This is a genomic window from Paenibacillus eucommiae (assembly GCF_017874215.1).
Taxonomy (GTDB): domain Bacteria; phylum Bacillota; class Bacilli; order Paenibacillales; family NBRC-103111; genus Paenibacillus_AI; species Paenibacillus_AI eucommiae.
Map to the genome: position 1 here is coordinate 319,799 of NZ_JAGGLB010000004.1, position 17,049 is coordinate 336,847.

A 17,049-nucleotide genomic window follows, 5' to 3' on the forward strand; every position below is an offset into this window, starting at 1 on the left:
GTTCTCCAGTAACCAAAATGGATCAGTCCTTATATTGACGATCGTACGCGGTCTGTACAGTCTTGATGTAATTCTCCAGACCAAATTTATTCAAGTCCTTTAAGTAGGCGTCCCAATTTTTTTCAATATCTTTTTCACCTGTAACGAATTTAAAAATGTTTTCCTCTACATAGCGGTTAATCTGATTCTTGATCTCACTCATGGACTGGGCTTCCTCTTCCGTGTAATACACCGAAGGAACCACAACATCTACCTGGTATGGCATGTAGTTGTTCACTGAGGCACTATAAAGAATGCTCTCTTGGTTAAATATGCCCGGCTGCACAGCCAGATTGGCTTTATTTCTAGCCGGCTCATAGAGTCTGCTTGCAACTCCCCATGATTCATTGCCCAAGCTGCCGTGGGAGGTTAATTCTATCCAGACGGCGGGCTTCCCATCAAGACCAATATCTCCACTACCCGCCTTTTTCCAGCCCTTTCCTTCAGGACCAACGAAAAATTCTCTCCACTCTTCATCCTCCGTAAAATCAGTCAGGAAAGAGTCGCCCATGCGAAAAGCAGCTTCTGGATTTTTGGCTGATTTGCTAATCACCAGGGCTGGAAATGCACCCGGCTTAATGTAAGGTGTCTTCCTTTCCCCCTTGCTGTCCTTCAGTGGCGGAAGAGCTGCAAACTCTTCACGTGCTCCCGGATTGGCGATATCGACCCCATTACTCAGCGCACCGGCTGCAAAGGCACCTACACGATTGCCATCCGGCCCGCCTGTCAGAGCAGGAGCCTGATTCGATTTCAGCACGAAAGCCTCTTTATCCAGCAAGCCATCCATGTACAGCTTCTTTAAATATCCGAGCCCATCTCTCCAGCCTTCCTGAGCATACGAGGCCTTAACCTCGCCTTGATCCAAATACAACCAATCATATCCCTTGCCCGTGCTTATCACAAAAGGATTCATCAGAAAACCAGTCAAATCATTCATCCAGCCATCGCTCATAGAAATCAGAGGAAGCTCATCCTGTTTGCCATTTTCATTCATATCGTTTTCTTTAAATGCTTTTAACACTTCATACAGCTCGTCTGGCGTTTCAGGCAGCTTTTTGCCCAGCTTGTCAAGCCACTTCTGATTGATCCAGAATTTTTGACTGTTCATACAGTGCTGGCATTCGTTCAAGCCAGGGATCGCGTAAATATTTCCGTCTGGTGCCGTCACTCCTTTCAACAAATCGGGGTATTTGATCATCAATTTTTTGATGTTAACACCATACTTGTCGATATAATCATTGAGAGCGAGGAAAGTGCCCTGCTGACCATAGGTCGATATCTGATCTACACCCAATCCATGCAGGAATACATCAGGCAAATCCGTATTGCTTGCCAGCATCAAATTCACCTTTTGTTGATATTCCGTTGGATCTTCCGGACCGATATTGAATTCAAAATTTAAATTCGTCTTTTTTTCCAGCCATTTCGTCGCATCATTCGTATTCATGTCAATAATGCCAGCAATGGATCCTTTTGATATAGCGATAGTAATGGGTGGCTCCGGCTTTTTCACGATAGGATACTGCCCCGGCTCCGTCATATTGGACTCAGCATTCCCTGCCGGCTTAACCTCCGTACTTGCCTCCTTCTTTTGGCAGCCGATCACTGTCAAGATTAGTGTTAAAACTGCAACCATATAAAGCCAATTCCTTTTTTTCATTATATCCTCCCTTGAAATTGTATATTTACACCCGTTTTAACGGGAATAAATCTGTACAGATAGCTAACCCTTAATAGCTCCGATCATAATGCCTTTTACAAAATACTTTTGGATAAACGGGTAAACGACAAGCAGCGGAATACTAGCCACAATAATTAACGAATATTTCAACAGTTCACTTATACCTTGCTTGGCAACCATCTGGTCGATGTTCACCGTATTCATCATGGCTGCATCAAAGTTGTTGGAAACCAGTATTTGCCTAAGTACAATTTGAAGCGGCTGCAAGCCTTCTTTGCTCAAATAAAGAAGCGCATCAAAAAATGCATTCCACTGCGCAACAGCATAAAACAATGTCATCACAGCCAAAATCGGCTTGGATAGCGGCAAAAGGATGGAACCCAAATACCGGAAATCACTGCACCCATCCATTTGACTGGCTTCCAGCAGCTCCGAGGGAGTTCCCTGAAAAAAAGAACGGGTAATAATAATGTTAAAAACAGATAAAGCGGACGGAATCAGCATCGCCCAGCGGGTGTCCAGCATGCCCAGCTCCTTCACCAAAATATAGGTGGGAATCAGACCGCCACTGAAAAACATCGTAAAGGCAAACAGCAGCATGATTACATTTCTTGGTTTAAAATCGCTCCTGGAGAGCGGATAGGCGGCCAGGACCGTCAAAGTCACGCTGATCAGCGTTCCGAAAATCGTATAAAAGATCGTATTGGCATATCCGGTCATAATGCTCTTGTTGGAAAACACAGCTTTGTAGCCTTCAAAAGATACATCTACCGGATAGAGCCATACTTTCCCGGTAATATTAGCATTAGGCGAGCTGAATGAAGAGCTCACAACAAAAATAAGCGGATACAGCACAACCAGCATAATAATCCCCAGCAAACAATTGTTCAAAAAAAGAAACATTTTATCATTTGGAGATATTGGAATAGTCGAAGCTTTCAAGTCCATCCTCCTTTGGGAGTTAATTCGATTACCAGCTTGATTTACCAGCTCGATTTACCAGATACCAGATTTACCAAACCTCTTGGCAATACTGTTCACAATGCAAAGCACCAGAAAATTAGCTAGTGAGTTAAAAAATCCGATTGCTGTAGAGTAAGAGTAATTAGGTAAGCTGCTGGCAAAGCTAAGCTTATATAAATAAGTAGAAATGACTTCTGACGATCCCAAATTCATCGTATTTTGCATCAGATACACTTTTTCGAATCCGACGCTCAAGAGATAGCCCGTGTTTAGGATCAAAAGGATGATCGCCGTTGGCATAATTGCCGGTATATCCACATGCAGCATTCTCTTAAACCGGCTTGCCCCATCTACGATCGCCGCTTCATGCTGCTGCGGATCAACCGTAGCCAATGCAGACAGGTAGATGATCGAGCTCCAGCCCATGTGCTGCCATATATCGGACCATACATACAGACTTGTGAACCAATTCTCTGAACCCATGAACAGAAACGGCTCACCGCCAAAAAACACAATGATCCGGTTCACAATTCCGTATTTTGGCGACAAAAACTGATAGAGCATCCCTACCATAACGACAACCGAGATAAAATGAGGAGCATAAGTAACGATTTGCACTACCTTTTTAAATCTCGTTCGCGTGCTGTTATTCAGCAGGAGGGCAAGAATAATCGGAATTGGAAACCCTACGATGAGCCCATATAGCGTTAAAATCAGTGTATTTTTAATCACAATCCAAAAAAATGGAGAATTAAAAAACTGCTCAAAGTGCTTGAGACCCACCCATGGGCTTCCCGATATTCCTTTTGTCGCAATGAAATTTTTAAAAGCGATCTGTAAACCGTACATAGGGAAATATTGAAATACAATGATGTAGGTTAATGGCAGTAAAATCAGTAAATACAATTGATATTTCGATATGACATCTTGTTTGACCCTTGAAAAAACCAATGCTGCCCCCTGCGGTTTTTTACTGAGCTGCGGCTGCATACAAATCCTCCTTTCCAGCAGTACTAGGCTGTATGTATCCTTAGGATATAAAAGTCATCATTATTTACATTTACTGTAAACGCTTTCCCTCAGTGATAAAAAAAATTCGTTATCGGAAAACGAACCAATTAATCGGAAATGTAACTCTCTAACTTCTACATGCCCGTACTTCTTTGCCGCCTTTCCTGCAACATGCAAAAGGAAAAGCGGCTATATTCCATTAAATTACATTTATCAAGCCTAGTTTAGCTTAGTTTAGTTGCCACATCGAGTTAATAGCATGAAGAGTATGTTCAACCAGCAGCTTCCCGCCTTCATCACCCACATCTCCACTTAGCATCTGGGTTCCATAGCCTCCGTGCTTGATCGCACTTGCAGATGGCAGGTAACCTCTATAGCCGCTTGTCAGCTGCGAAATAAAGGTTTGCTTCGCGGCGCTTCTTGCCTTGATTTGCAGACCATATTCCGTAAACAGCTCAAAAGGATTCGTCACGACGACCGCATCCCCGATACGAAGAACATGCAGCTCCATCTGGTAAAAAGGATCCTGTTCCAACTTGATCATCTGGTTTTGTATCGCCCACGCGTTATACACCTCAAAGATACGCATGCCAAGGGAATCTCCGAAGGCAATAGGATCCTGCTGCTGCTCATACTCATCCTTGAACTCTCGCCATACGCTGCGCGCTTGGTCAGCCTCTGCTTTCCCTACTCTTCGCAGTGGCAAGGCAATCGTCCTTACTTGATGTTTGAAAATGGGATGTGTATCCAGATCTTGGCCCGTAGATTCGAGCCCTTCCTCCATTGTTCTTACCAGTACCTTCGCGGCTGCCCGAAGTTCTTCATCGCCTTCCAGCTTTACACGACCCCGGTTGCGCATCAGATCGCGCGGCGCCTGGTCACCAGCAGCCCCGATCAACCCCAGAACGCGAACATTTGATCCCCATTTTTGACCAACCATATCTCTCACTTCTGCGAAATAATCCGCAGAAATAAAGGATTCATGCTCAATTATTTGTGCAGGACAAGCCAAATTTAACATCACGCCCGTTAACGCTCGGTTTGCGTCCCAGGTAAACATCATCTCTACCCTATGGTCCTCAGGTCCTGAGAAGCCTTGAAAGCTAACCGACCTCACGTCCCCATACATAACCACTGACTCATCATCAAACTTTACCATACGGTTGTGCCCTAGAGCAGCGTAGCCTTCAGCCCAGCTTAGAGCTCCCGGCTGCCGTCCTAGCCAAGCTTCCTGAACAGCCTCAGCAATTTGTTCAATTATAAACTCCGAGTACTCGCCCGAAGACATGATATGCGGATAATTTTTGTGAGCCGTTAAATACGGTCTAATTCTCTTTTCATTAAAACCATTTAATCCTGGCGCAGTATGCGTATGCGTAGCGTTAAGGATTACAAGCTCCGGGTCAAGACCCGAAACCGCATTCCTTACCTTTTCACGAACACCAACTTGAATCTCATTTTCGATGCCTATCAGGTCACAGCTGACCCAAACTACGTGATCGCCCTGCTTTCCATCTGCACTCCCACCTTCTATCGCCATCGCTGTTACCAGCACAGGATCGCGCACTTGATCAGCAACCCTGTCATGGAATTGTCCCGCCAGCAGTACCGGCTTAGTCGGCGTAATGCTTCTCTGACCCCAACCGATTTTGATCGTATCCATCCTCGTGTCCATCTATCGCGGCCTTCCTTTCGAATGATTGTTTTTGAACTATTGCTTTTGGATCAAATAATACATCGACGAGTGCGTTCCACCTATTTCAAAAGAAAGGACGCCATCCTTCCACGCTGAAGGTACTTCTCCTGTAAAAAATCCTTCCGGATTGACAGCCCATACACGCATGACCTGCTGATCTGTATGCAAACGAATCCGCGCCTGAGTAACTTCGATTACTACTGGCGGATGACCTGGCTGCAGTTCTACAGTGTGGTCCTCATTGTACTGGGCATCCATATTGTCCGCGCGGCCAACTGCAGTCAACAGCATGTTGCCGGAAGCCTGAAGCGGCTCATCGGTCAGCGAGCTGATCGCAATCGTAGCAAAGTCTGTTTCCGCCTCTATAACCAAACCGTCCAGTTCAATAGCTCCAGCCTCTCCAATAAAGCCGTAAGTTACCTTCGTCCGCGGGGAATCAATCCATCCATAACGCTTATCCCAGCTCCGGTACATCTCGCCGGTTTCTGATAAGACTTCGCCTTTGCTTTCATCAACAAGCGTATCTTCAGGAGATAATACGATCTCCGTTAAATGCTCATCTAGGCTCGTGTATCCAGGAGGCTCAATGACATATTTATGACTTTCCGCCAACAAATCAGTGGCAGGCATACGACATTTGAAAAATCCAATCGTTTCATCCGGCTCTGTGCAGTTCAAATCGGGAAGCTTGATCTTGACAGTCTTCTCCCCTTGCCTTACATCTCCCCGGCGCAGTATCAGCGCAGCATGATAAAAAAGCCCGAATTTCGCAGGATCATTGAAGGAGTCGAAAATCCCCCGGTAAGTGATGCCATTCAGCGCAATGTTTCTACCCAGCCTCTCAGCGTTAGGAGTCGTTGTGTACCTGTATGTATGAATCGCAAAGCCTGCCCATCCCTGCAAAGCACCCGCCGCGGCAAGCAGCAGGGAGGATTCTGCCCTCCATTCATTTGGCCATGGACTATCCCATTCCGACACGAACATCGGTTTATCCGGCAGCTTCATAAAGCCCGTCATCGGAAGCATACTCCTCCTGAGACTAGTCATAGAGCTGTTGTTGATCGAGCTCTGATCCCCCATCCACCAATAGCCATGGTTATCCGTATAATCCGTCGGCGACTGACTTTGCAAAAGAGCAGCATTAATCGGCCAATTCGTTCCGGCAATCGGGATCCGCACCCCTATGGACCGCAAATGCGCCATCATTTCCTTGTAATAATTCGTGTGCACCTCACACAGAAAAGCGATCATCTTCTCATCAGGCTCCAACCCGAAATTAACCGGCTCTCCAGGCACTTCGACTTGGTTCCTCTCCGCCCACTCGCGATACAGCGCTTCCAGCTCACTGCGATAGGGCTCCAGAACGACTGGCTTTTGAGCGTATAAAAACAAATCATTTTCATTCGCCAGTCCCGTCATAGCAATAGCAGGATCGTCTTTGTAACATAGCTTCGTATAGGGATTAAAATGAGTAAATAATTGCTCGTTGAACCGTTTCTGCAAGTCTATTAATTTGCGGCTGAAATTGCTGTACGGCTTGGCGCCTTCTCCCAATAATTCAGGATGCTCCACACCATCCTCGGACTTGAATTTACGATAGGTCAACAAATCCAGAGACATGTAAATGCCTTCTTCTTTCAAGCAATGGATCAAGTAATCAAGCCGGTCCATACTATCCGGATCAAACTCCAGCGTATGACACTTATTCTCACCTTTCGAAAATTGAAAAATATTAGGCGTAGACCATTCAGCATCCATTTGATGAAAGCGTACAATATTTACGCCAAATTTAGCGAGGCGCTTCGCAACCTTCTCACTATGCTCATGCGAGGGAAAATTCGCCCCACTGTTGAAATTGGTCCCCCAGAACCGCCCTTCTGTCCCATCCTCAAATACAAAACGCTCGCCTTCCGCTCTCATAAATCCACGTTTGCCCGCAGGTTTTTCATCCTTAAACACAAAGGACAGGTCGATTGCCGCATCATCCCAAAAAAACGGATAAGGCATCATTTTCGTCGTATTCATTTACATGTCTCCTTTCAAATGACCGTACTTTTGATCCTGCTTTTGATTCTACTTTTAACATAGCCAAAAGCTTCTGCATTACCAATAAATTACAAATAATTATAGTTTATATTCGTTTGTATTTCGTTTAACTTACGTATCATACTCTATATCATTTTCATTTACTTGTCAAAACATTTTTTATCGCTTATTTTGTTGTTTGAGCTCCCTTTTTCTTTGAGGATAACGCCTTGTGGCGTCCTTTGAAGTACGTGTTCGTGATGTGGGTGGGGTGCGTTAAGGAGGAATGGGATGTGGGCAGGGATGTTGGTCCATGTTGTCAGGTTAAGCTGGCCAAATATGTACGGTTTTTCACCTACATTTAACCGCTTCGGCCCCTCGTAGGCACATTGTGGTCGATTTTTCTCCTACATTTGGCCGCTTCGGCTCCGAGTAAGCACATTGTGGTTGGTTTTTCGCCTACATTCGGCCGCTTCGGATTGGGCGTGCCTTCTAATCGGGGAAAGCTAAATCTCAACTTGCATGTTAACCTGACAACATTGGGGATGAGGGCCCCAGCCGCTGTTAAAGATTTGTTCCCTTGAGTGGTATGGATATGGAGGTAGGAACAAATCTTTAAAGGTAGGTGCTAACGCTCTTCCCGCCCACATTCGTTCCCTTTCTTTAGCTACAATCACACGAATCACACGAACACCAAGCTCAAACGGACAGCCAGCAAGGTTTTTTCTTTGGATTGAAGAGATTTTCCCCGCGGGCCAAGCCGCTGGGACTGAAGAACGCGCGCAACTGAGAAGAACCTGCTACTTCAACGATGAAAAACATCGTCAAGCACACGCTCATTTCGGCGGAGGGCGGGCTGCTTCGGGATATGCCATTCCCTTGGGGAGGGAAGGAATAGGGTTCAGACGATGACGGAGCCAAACCAGAGCAGCTTACGGACATGAGATGCGCTATTTGTGATATTTGAGGTCCTTTGGGGACCGCTACGGACATCAGATCCCTTATTTGCTTGGCTAGGGGGGGGGGCTCCTTTTGATCCAAATAGCGGATCTGAGGTCCGTAAGCTTCTCTAAATAGGGGGTTTTGCCACAAATAACGGCTCTCATGTCCGTAACGATTAGCTTTCCCACTTCACCTCTACTTTGACACTACTTCGACATTGCTTCGACATTGCTTCAACACTACTTTACGCCCATACTTCGAGTTTCTTCCAAAAACTCATTTAAAAGGTACCCTTGTTCTCACACTTCATCGCTTTAAATCAACAACACAACCTAATAGGATCAAACAAAAAGAAAAAAACACCTCTATAAGAGGTGCTTCATGCTTCAAGACTTCACTAGCTACATGATTACAGAAATTAAATACCCATAAACAACTTCCAGCTGCTTCTGCTCCAGGCCAAGTGATTCTGCCTGCTGCCGAAAGCTTAACTGAGGCTCTTCAGCTATAAGCATTAATAAATCATTTGTAATTCCAAGAGGTGATTCACTAACATCCGATATAACTACCCTGACGTACATGCCCTCCTGCTCGATAAGGCCAAAATCCAATAATTTCTTTTTCCACCTTATAATATCGCTCTGCTCTGCATCAAGCAAATTGGCCAAAACCTTCACCGAAAGCTTGCATATCCGTTCGTTATCGCTCTTCAAGCTGATGACACGAACGAGCTCCTGACAGTTATGGATCAATTGAATGGATTCCCGCAAAACATTGGGAGTTAGTGTCTGCATCTTGAAATCGGCTCCATCTTAATCTTGTAAACCAGCTGCTCCTAGGCCTTCTCAGCCACAATTTCTGTTTTAAATACAGTGTCTAATTTGCCGTCAAGTCTTTTCTTCAAAGGAACTTTAATGTCTCTTCCTAATTCCTTGAACAGAGTATCCACATCACATTTCACATTTTCAATCAGAACAATTAACATGCCGTCTGCAACAATATTCTGGTTAGCTTCGACAGGCACATAAATATCCACCAGATGCTTCTTGGTTAACGTATGACTGTATCTTGTGAATATCTCGATTAATTCAGCATTCTCGAAATTTTCGATCGCGATTTTACCTTTTGTAGTGAATTTTAAATGAATTCTCATTTTTTTACTTCTCCTTTTGTTTTAACCATTTTTTATATATAAAGGGAATCTGGATGCCCTGGTTCTTTGACAAAGAAAAAGCTCCTATTCACTTGCCTTCTCTACTTGCCGCCGCTGCTCGTATTCTCTGCTTCTTAATGGAGCTCCGGTTTCACTCTCGCTTTGACCGACAGAATGATTTCTTTCTGCTGCTCAATCACGTCCTTGTACTGCTGCAATTGTGATACATAGATGCTGTACATATCCTCTGCTTCTTTCAGTCTCTCCTCCGCTTCGACCAATTTCTTCTGGAGGTCTTCCTGCGCTTCTATATCATTCAAGCCTATCCCCCTCCTCCTGGGCTTCCAGGTGTTACCCCTTAACCATCCGCTGCAGCTGCTCCTCATTATGGATTCCGAGGCTGAGGATCGCCTGTCCCACATCAATACTTACGTTTGCCAGAAACCACATACTGGTGCTTGGAACAAGTGACTTTCTAAATTCATGAAATAACCCAGGCCGATATATTTTAAGAACTGCCATAAATTCAACAGTAGGAGGCGTAAACGTCTTGATCTCTGCAACCGAAGCAAAAAATGCCTTGATTTCCATAATATCAATTTGAGTTTGATTCAATTTTCTAATCATGGAGAAGTACTGATCAACTAATTCGGGCCTGGTTATTGCCATGGATGTCACTGATGGGTTCCACTTCCTTACTCTCAAAGTCAGTTTTCTTGGCCATTTTCGTATCCTATACTAACTATCATAACAACTTTCGTCAAAAGAGTATATACAAGATCGTGTTAAATGCTTATAAAAACTGAATTTGGGAAAAAAAAAGGATAAAAGCACCTATTGTTCACTTTTTATTTTGCAAGCTCGTAATCCCACCATACCTTGTTCAGCTCCCGGGAAAGATCCGTGACTCCATTCGTCCGCTCATCCATTACATATATATGCCCTGCTTGATCCACATAGGCCTGCCCTTTCACATTGGCATAGAGCTTGCTTGCCTTCATATCCATTGAAACCCGGTAGATCGAGTCCTTCTCCGACGCTTTACTGTCAATTCCGCCAATTTCAAAGCGGCTGATCGTTTTCACTAGCAGACCTTTATCATCAGCAGACAGCACCTTGATTTCCTCACTGCCCAGCTTTTCATGCAGCATCAGGGATTGCCCTCTAGAATCGATGAGAGCGGTCTTGCCCCTCCTCCAGTGGTTTGAGGCCAGGATTTCATCCAAAGGCTCTGTCATCACCCATACGGAGCCGTCACTATTGGTAATGATCCTTTCGGGAGCCTGGTCGTAACCTGGAATAACAGCAGCCTTCCCGACGTTTACCAACAGCAGTACATGACTATTCGGTGTATATGGCGCAGGAATGTAAAGTCCGATGTAAATCGTTATGGCAACTAGCGCTTTATGCTCACTTAAAGGATATACAGTTCCTCGAACCTCAATACCCTGATTAATTTCCTTGGGGTCGTTTATATAGTAACTCTCATTTTCCTCGATGTACGGCTTCAAAGAAAAAAGCTCAACGCCCTGATAATAAAGAAGCTCCCCTCTTCGCTCTAACTGAGCGGCTTCAATAGCTCCCTCGTTCCACGCCTTGCCTGTCTCCTTGTTCTCTTTATCAAGCCGCATCTTAGTCAACTGCTCACCTTCCTTGGAAGTCAACAGGGTTGGCAGCCGGTCTAAAGATTTGGAAATTTTATATATGTCCTGGTAGTTCGCAGCAGCAGCATACAACGAATCTTTATCATCAAAGATCAGATGTGAAAAGTATTTAACTTGAGGAGTTACAATACTTAAGCCTTTTTGCTCGCTCCAAGCAAGGCTCCAGTCAAATTCATCATGCGCAAACTGCCATGTCAGCGGAAAATAAGTAATGCCTCCCATTGCCAGTAAGGGATACGGCTCCTTTGCGTTCTGGATAGCTCTACCGTTTATGTTGACAGGAAATGTTGCCTTATTCACCTTGTAAGCTTTATTCTTTGAATTAGCCGCGGCTCCAGATGTAGTCTTAGTCGCATTGCTCTGAACAAGCTTCTTCCCCTTCGGATTAGTTAGGTGAACCGATAAGCCATTTTCCTGGCTCCAGCTCGTGATAAAGCCAAGCGTGTCCGCATATTCCCAGGTCATAGGAAAGTAAGTAATGTCCTTGTACTGAAGCAGCGGGTACCGCGCCTTAAGATTATCGACAGTCACACCGTTAATTGTTACAGGATAGCTTACAATCCTCGCAGTTACCGCTCCTCCACTCGCCGAGGCTGTGCTTGCCCCAATAGGAATAAGTGTGAGTACTAGGAGAACCACGATACATCTAACCAATAAACTCCCCTTCAGCAGGTTGCTTACCAACTCCAATCCCCCCTTTTAATTTCCATCCTTTCCTTTAGACGTATTATTTTGTATATTGTTGCTTTGCATTTATTACTTTGTATTTAGTTGTTTTGTATCTAGATCAGAAAAGCAATCTTCATATCATAGCCTCTTTGAGGATAGCTGCTTAATCGCCTCTCTATAGGAAAGCAAGTCCTCCTGAGACTCCGGGCTCATCGCTTTGATCTCCAAAGCATTGATTAGAATAGGGAGAGCCTCCTGAATAATCACTTCCTGTACGCTGCGGTCCGTGACCGAAATATATACCCGTTCCCGATCTGCCGCGGGAGAGGCACCAACGCTCAATTCCCATTCTCCCTGATCACCACAAACAGCAAACAATACATAGACGTTTTCCTTATCCAAATCACTTACAATCTCTTCAACACTGAAAACACCCAAATTCGTTTTAAGCGTTACTTTTACCTGCTCCATCTAACTTCGCTCCATTCTTATGATTCATTTCATTTGCCTTATTGTTTATCTCTGTTGCAGATTTTTCTTGAAGGCACTTGGACTGATGCCGAACTGCCTGCGAAATTGAATAGCAAAATAATTATAGTTCTGGTAGCCAACATCAAGAGCAACCTCCATCACATTCCGATCCATGCTTTCAATCAAAAGAGCCGCTTGGCGGATTCTCATTCGATTCAAGGCTTCAACAATACTAATGCCCGTATTCTCTTTGAATAAATGGGAAAGTCTAGATGTTGACAAACCAACTGCTCCAGCCAAAGCATCAATTCTTACAGGCTCCTGCATTTGCTCCGAAAGAAGCCTCAGCGTTTCTTCAATACGTGGATCCATTCGTTTAGCCCCTATCTGGGCAAGCAACAACAAGACTTCCCTTATTGAATTCTGGCACAGCTCTTGTGAATAGGCCCTATACTCCACTGAATCTTGGATAACCTGTTTAAAAGCTCTGTAAACTCTTTTCTTTGTAGACTCGCTTTCCAGCTTTTGAATATATACTTCTTTATCGGGCAATAAAATCGGTTCCATAAGTACCGCAGAGAAATGAGCCCATACGAAATGCCAATTTCCCCCTTTGCTTGTTCCGTATTCATGAGCTATGCCCGGTTTGAGTAAAACCACATCCCCAGCTCTACATGTGCTTGTTATTCCTGAGGTTATGAAGTATCCACTGCCCTCTAAGGTATATGTAATCAACCAATCCTGCCTACCCTGTGGTCGTTTGGTGACATAGGTTTCAGATTCATTGAAATGCCCTGCAATTACAATTCCGGAAGAATGACTTTCAGACATTGACGAGTCAGCTTGCCGCATGCCGATAAGCCCCTCCCTTACAAAATAATAATGCCCATATGGCAGCAATCATTCAAACTCCACTCTGTTTCACATAGCAGGATCGTATGACTATCCAGCATGATTATTACTTCTGCGTACTTTTAGCTCAAGCTATACTAATATTATCACGGGATTGATTTTCATATGCAACTTTTAGAGGAGGAACTACGATGATTACGCCGTTAAGAACGCTTACCGAGGAGCAGAAACAACAATTTGACACAGAAGGCTACCTGATTGTTAAAGGCTTGATGACCTTAGGAGAGCTTCAGGAAATCGAACAAACTTTCGACACGATCAGTAATCAAATCATCCCCGGTCATTTCGAGCCGGTCTTGGATCCAGCTATTTCAGACCCGTTGAAACGTTATCCCCGCATCATGCATCCACACCTTTTTAATGGTACCGCAAAAAAATACATGCTTCATCGGCCCGTTTTGGCGGTGCTTGCTGATTTATATGCAGAGGAGCCTTTAGCAGCACAAAGTATGTTTTACTACAAGCCGCCTGGAGCCCGGGGGCAGGCTCTGCATCAGGATAATTTCTATTTGCAAGTGGCGCCGGGAACCTGCATTGCCGCCTGGATGGCTGTGGACGAGGCAGACGAGGAGAATGGAGCATTGCTGGTCGTCCCCCAAACCAATCATGCAGCGATCGTTTGTCCAGAGCTTGCGGACGCAGACGAATCGTTCACCAAACATTTAGTAAAAGTGCCTGAAGGCAAAAAAGCGATTCCTGCCATCATGGATAAGGGAGACATCTTATTTTTTAATGGCAATCTGATTCATGGCTCTTACAGAAATAAGTCGAAGAATCGGTTCCGCAGATCATTTATATGCCATTACGTAGGCGTTTCCACAACAAGTATAGGTGAGTTCTACAGCCCATTGTACCGTGCGGACAGCAGCACTATTGAGGCAGAGATTACCTTGGAATCCGGACCTTGCGGGCATGAGCATGACACCGTCTACCCCCACTAGCTTAGAGATGTGATGGGAGCAGTCTACTCCTGCATTCAGTCTGCTCCCATGCACAATTAATTAGCAAAACGATAATAAATCAAAATAATAGTCGCTAAAGTAAATATAAAATTTAGTGAAACAAAGACGATTTGATCCAGCCGCTTCTTGTGCATCTGAATAGGTGGCTTATAGAAGCTGACACCTTCAATAATAAAAATAAGCAAGATGATATGGATGGCAAAATGACCAACAAGCTCCGTTATTCCAAACAACATCGTCGTCGATACAAAAATACCTGTCAAAACCAAGGACAGAACGCGGTTAAGAATACCTACAACAAGCAAATATCCCACTACAAACTCTATGAAAGCTGCCATAACCACAAAAGCGTCCGGTGAAAAACCGAATGTAGGCACACCGTGATTCTCAATAATATCCAGAGCCATTATCGGATAGATCCACTTCTCAACGGCTACCCAACAAAGGGATAATCCAGTTCCGAGATACAAGAAGGGAAAGCCCCATGGGGCAAGCTTTGTTTTTTCTACTAGCAATGCACCGGCAATGGCCACATAGAAAGCATAATCCAGCATATGAAACAAGCCGGCTTCCATCGTTACATTAATACATACTATCAAAATAACAACGGCTCCTGCTTTCGTGGCAAAATGATGTGGAATCAGCAGCAGGATGACCGAAGTCCATAGTAAAATCGTCTGCAGCTGCGTTTGGATCTCAAATTCCGGCACAAGCAGCGAACCTGACAGCACTTGAATGAGGACAGCGATAGCCAATCCATATTTGAGCAGCAAAAACGAATATTTACGCAGCCCATCCAGCTTAAGATCAACCGTTTGCATAAGCTTCCAGCCAGACAAGGACGGCAAAACCTGCGTCAGCACCGCCAGCACCAACGCGACCAACACAGCCAGTCCCATGAACAACGGAGACATAATATTCGCAATCGTTTCTTTTTCCGGATGCAGATCCGTGAACCACTTTACATGCGCTTCCGCAGTTAAAGGCCTTATTGCTATGGCAGCAACCATTGCTATGAGTAGGGCCACAAATTTTCTCATCAACGAATCTCCCCTTTTTCATATAAAAAAAATTAACCCTATGTAATTTTAGCCACATGTATAATTCACCGCTATGATCGTATCCTCCTGCAATTCATCGAACCATGTAAAATAATAAACTTATAAAATGAAACTATTGCTTTCCTGATCCGTATTAGAAAAATGAACAAGCAGAAGCTTTTCGACTATCATTTTCGCAGGAGGAACCTATGAAAAAGTTATTATTAGTTTTGATGTCATGTCTCGTATTTTTTGCTCTTACATCACCTGCAAGCGTTGAAGCCAAACGATCGGGAGGCTATAAATCTCCAACTGGAAGCTTCAAACAGCAGCCCAAAACCTCTAACAGCACCAACCTGACCAAAAAAGATACCAACACATCCTCAACAACGGGAACAGCTTCAACTGCTAATCGCGGATTTTTCAGCGGCGGCGGCTTGATGAAAGGCTTGCTCATCGGAGGTATTGCCGGTATGCTGTTCGGCGGACTCTTCGGCGGCATGGGTTTTCTGGGTAATGTGCTTGGGTTTATGGTAAATATGCTCGCCATCTTCGTACTCATCATGGTGATTAGAAGAATTGTCATTTACTTCAAGGATCGCCGCAAGCCGGACCACAGAAGGAACTAACCTATGAAATTGAACGAACAGGATATCATGAACGCGATCTGCCTGCATATGGCCAAGCGCAAGCAAGTAAAGCCGGAGCAAGTCCAGGTCCAGCTTTTATGGGATGAGGCATTAGGCTTCTCCGCAGAAGTAGTGGTCGATGGCAGAAGTCAGTTTCTGATAGAAGCAAGTATGAAAGAAGCCATAGAGCGATATATGTTAAATGAATACAATCAACGTGTCTTCCGCAGTCAAGTAGAGCTTGATATTGAAGAAGAAATGATTGCCATCATTCACGAATAAAAAAATGAGAAGCGCCGCGGATGTCATACCATCCGCGGCGCTCCTCTTTTCAATAATGGTTTCACGAAAATCTCTGTTCTGCTTCCATCCGCTTCCGATATCTCCTTCGAATCGAGAGAGAAATCAGTGCCATCACAACAAGACCACCGATAAACCCACCCAAATGCGCATACAAATCAACATTGGGAACCACGATCGAGCTGATAAAGCCTACCCCAATAATCGTTGCAATCGTTTTTTTCGTCTGACTATCAATGATATCCTTACGAAACAGGGCCAAAAATAAATAAGCGCCATAAATGCCAAAAATCGCCCCTGATGCCCCAGCCGAAACAAAATAATCCTTATGCATCCATTGACTCATCAAATTACCGAAAATTCCACACACTACATAAAGAAGAGCATACCTCCACTTACCCAGCATAAGCTCCAAAGGCGGTGCAAACACGCACAGAGCAAAGCAATTAAACAGCAAATGAGTAACTCCTATATGTAGAAAAATAGCACTCACATACCGCCACGCTTCAGGCTGGATATCAGGCAGATCAAACAAGGCCCCAAACTTAAGCAGCGTTATGGATTCTTGAGAGGAGCCTGAAATCTCCATTAGAATCAGCATCACAATATTAGCCAGAATCAATAACGAAGTGATTGGATACAACCTGATATATTGTTTGAAGCTTTCTGTCCGTACAAACACGTTAACCGGCCCCTTCATAACTTCTCATTTACTTTAAAATACCTCAAACTACCTCAAACTTAATTATAACAATTATAACAAAATTATTAAGAAAAACGAAAACCGGCCATCCATCAACTATCGCGGATTATTTTTTCTGATCTATATACAAAATAATAAACCTGAAATAAACAGAAATAGACCTCAGAATAGATCTGATAATAGACCTGA

The 17,049-nt window shown here is 44.3% G+C and carries 17 protein-coding genes; 3 read left to right on the forward strand and 14 right to left on the reverse strand.

Annotated elements, in window-relative coordinates; genetic code table 11:
* Positions 1-22 precede the first annotated feature (22 nt).
* The 12 genes from J2Z66_RS09305 to J2Z66_RS09360 form a co-directional block, all read right to left on the reverse strand.
* On the reverse strand, positions 23-1,699 hold the full coding sequence (locus J2Z66_RS09305) for a type 2 periplasmic-binding domain-containing protein (protein ID WP_209971110.1): 1,677 nt from the start codon (positions 1,697-1,699) through the stop codon (positions 23-25).
* A 63-nt stretch (positions 1,700-1,762) separates the two neighbouring features.
* Entirely contained in the window at positions 1,763-2,668 is a 906-nt protein-coding gene (locus tag J2Z66_RS09310) for a carbohydrate ABC transporter permease (protein WP_209971111.1), read from the reverse strand.
* A 48-nt stretch (positions 2,669-2,716) separates the two neighbouring features.
* Entirely contained in the window at positions 2,717-3,673 is a 957-nt protein-coding gene (locus J2Z66_RS09315) for an ABC transporter permease (RefSeq protein WP_209971112.1), read from the reverse strand.
* Positions 3,674-3,923: 250 nt separating this feature from the next.
* Positions 3,924-5,369, reverse strand: coding sequence for a hypothetical protein (locus J2Z66_RS09320; RefSeq protein ID WP_209971113.1), 1,446 nt, complete (start codon positions 5,367-5,369; stop codon positions 3,924-3,926).
* Between the two features lie 36 nt (positions 5,370-5,405).
* Positions 5,406-7,415 carry a glycoside hydrolase 5 family protein gene (locus J2Z66_RS09325; RefSeq protein ID WP_209971114.1) on the reverse strand — a complete coding sequence of 670 codons (2,010 nt, stop codon included), beginning with the start codon at positions 7,413-7,415 and terminating at the stop codon, positions 5,406-5,408.
* A gap of 1,343 nt (positions 7,416-8,758) precedes the next feature.
* On the reverse strand, positions 8,759-9,151 hold the full coding sequence (locus J2Z66_RS09330; protein ID WP_209971115.1) for a hypothetical protein: 393 nt from the start codon (positions 9,149-9,151) through the stop codon (positions 8,759-8,761).
* Between the two features lie 41 nt (positions 9,152-9,192).
* Positions 9,193-9,510, reverse strand: a complete 318-nt coding sequence (locus tag J2Z66_RS09335) for a hypothetical protein (protein ID WP_209971116.1) — start codon at positions 9,508-9,510, stop codon at positions 9,193-9,195.
* A gap of 134 nt (positions 9,511-9,644) precedes the next feature.
* Positions 9,645-9,830: a hypothetical protein gene (locus J2Z66_RS09340; protein ID WP_209971117.1), complete on the reverse strand. Its 186-nt coding sequence runs from the start codon at positions 9,828-9,830 to the stop codon at positions 9,645-9,647.
* Between the two features lie 31 nt (positions 9,831-9,861).
* A complete protein-coding gene (locus J2Z66_RS09345) occupies positions 9,862-10,188 on the reverse strand; it encodes a hypothetical protein (protein ID WP_209971118.1) in 327 nt (108 codons plus the stop codon).
* Between the two features lie 170 nt (positions 10,189-10,358).
* The gene (locus J2Z66_RS09350; RefSeq protein ID WP_209971119.1) at positions 10,359-11,858 is read right to left on the reverse strand and encodes a hypothetical protein; all 1,500 of its coding nucleotides are present in this window, start codon (positions 11,856-11,858) and stop codon (positions 10,359-10,361) included.
* A gap of 123 nt (positions 11,859-11,981) precedes the next feature.
* The gene (locus tag J2Z66_RS09355) at positions 11,982-12,314 is read right to left on the reverse strand and encodes a hypothetical protein (RefSeq protein ID WP_209971120.1); all 333 of its coding nucleotides are present in this window, start codon (positions 12,312-12,314) and stop codon (positions 11,982-11,984) included.
* 45 nt (positions 12,315-12,359) lie between these two features.
* Positions 12,360-13,166, reverse strand: a complete 807-nt coding sequence (locus tag J2Z66_RS09360) for a helix-turn-helix domain-containing protein (protein WP_209971121.1) — start codon at positions 13,164-13,166, stop codon at positions 12,360-12,362.
* Between the two features lie 191 nt (positions 13,167-13,357).
* Between J2Z66_RS09360 and J2Z66_RS09365 the strand changes: the two genes are divergently transcribed.
* The gene (locus J2Z66_RS09365) at positions 13,358-14,167 is read left to right on the forward strand and encodes a phytanoyl-CoA dioxygenase family protein (RefSeq protein ID WP_209971122.1); all 810 of its coding nucleotides are present in this window, start codon (positions 13,358-13,360) and stop codon (positions 14,165-14,167) included.
* Between the two features lie 56 nt (positions 14,168-14,223).
* On the opposite strand, the gene J2Z66_RS09370 is transcribed toward J2Z66_RS09365, so the two are convergent.
* Positions 14,224-15,228 (reverse strand): DoxX family membrane protein, encoded by a 1,005-nt coding sequence (locus J2Z66_RS09370; RefSeq protein ID WP_209971123.1) that lies wholly within the window; start codon positions 15,226-15,228, stop codon positions 14,224-14,226.
* Between the two features lie 209 nt (positions 15,229-15,437).
* Between J2Z66_RS09370 and J2Z66_RS09375 the strand changes: the two genes are divergently transcribed.
* Positions 15,438-15,857 (forward strand): hypothetical protein, encoded by a 420-nt coding sequence (locus tag J2Z66_RS09375; protein ID WP_209971124.1) that lies wholly within the window; start codon positions 15,438-15,440, stop codon positions 15,855-15,857.
* A 3-nt stretch (positions 15,858-15,860) separates the two neighbouring features.
* Positions 15,861-16,139: a DUF2653 family protein gene (locus J2Z66_RS09380; protein WP_209971125.1), complete on the forward strand. Its 279-nt coding sequence runs from the start codon at positions 15,861-15,863 to the stop codon at positions 16,137-16,139.
* Positions 16,140-16,200: 61 nt separating this feature from the next.
* On the opposite strand, the gene J2Z66_RS09385 is transcribed toward J2Z66_RS09380, so the two are convergent.
* Positions 16,201-16,839: a rhomboid family intramembrane serine protease gene (locus J2Z66_RS09385; protein ID WP_312894469.1), complete on the reverse strand. Its 639-nt coding sequence runs from the start codon at positions 16,837-16,839 to the stop codon at positions 16,201-16,203.
* Between the last annotated feature and the right edge of the window lie 210 nt (positions 16,840-17,049).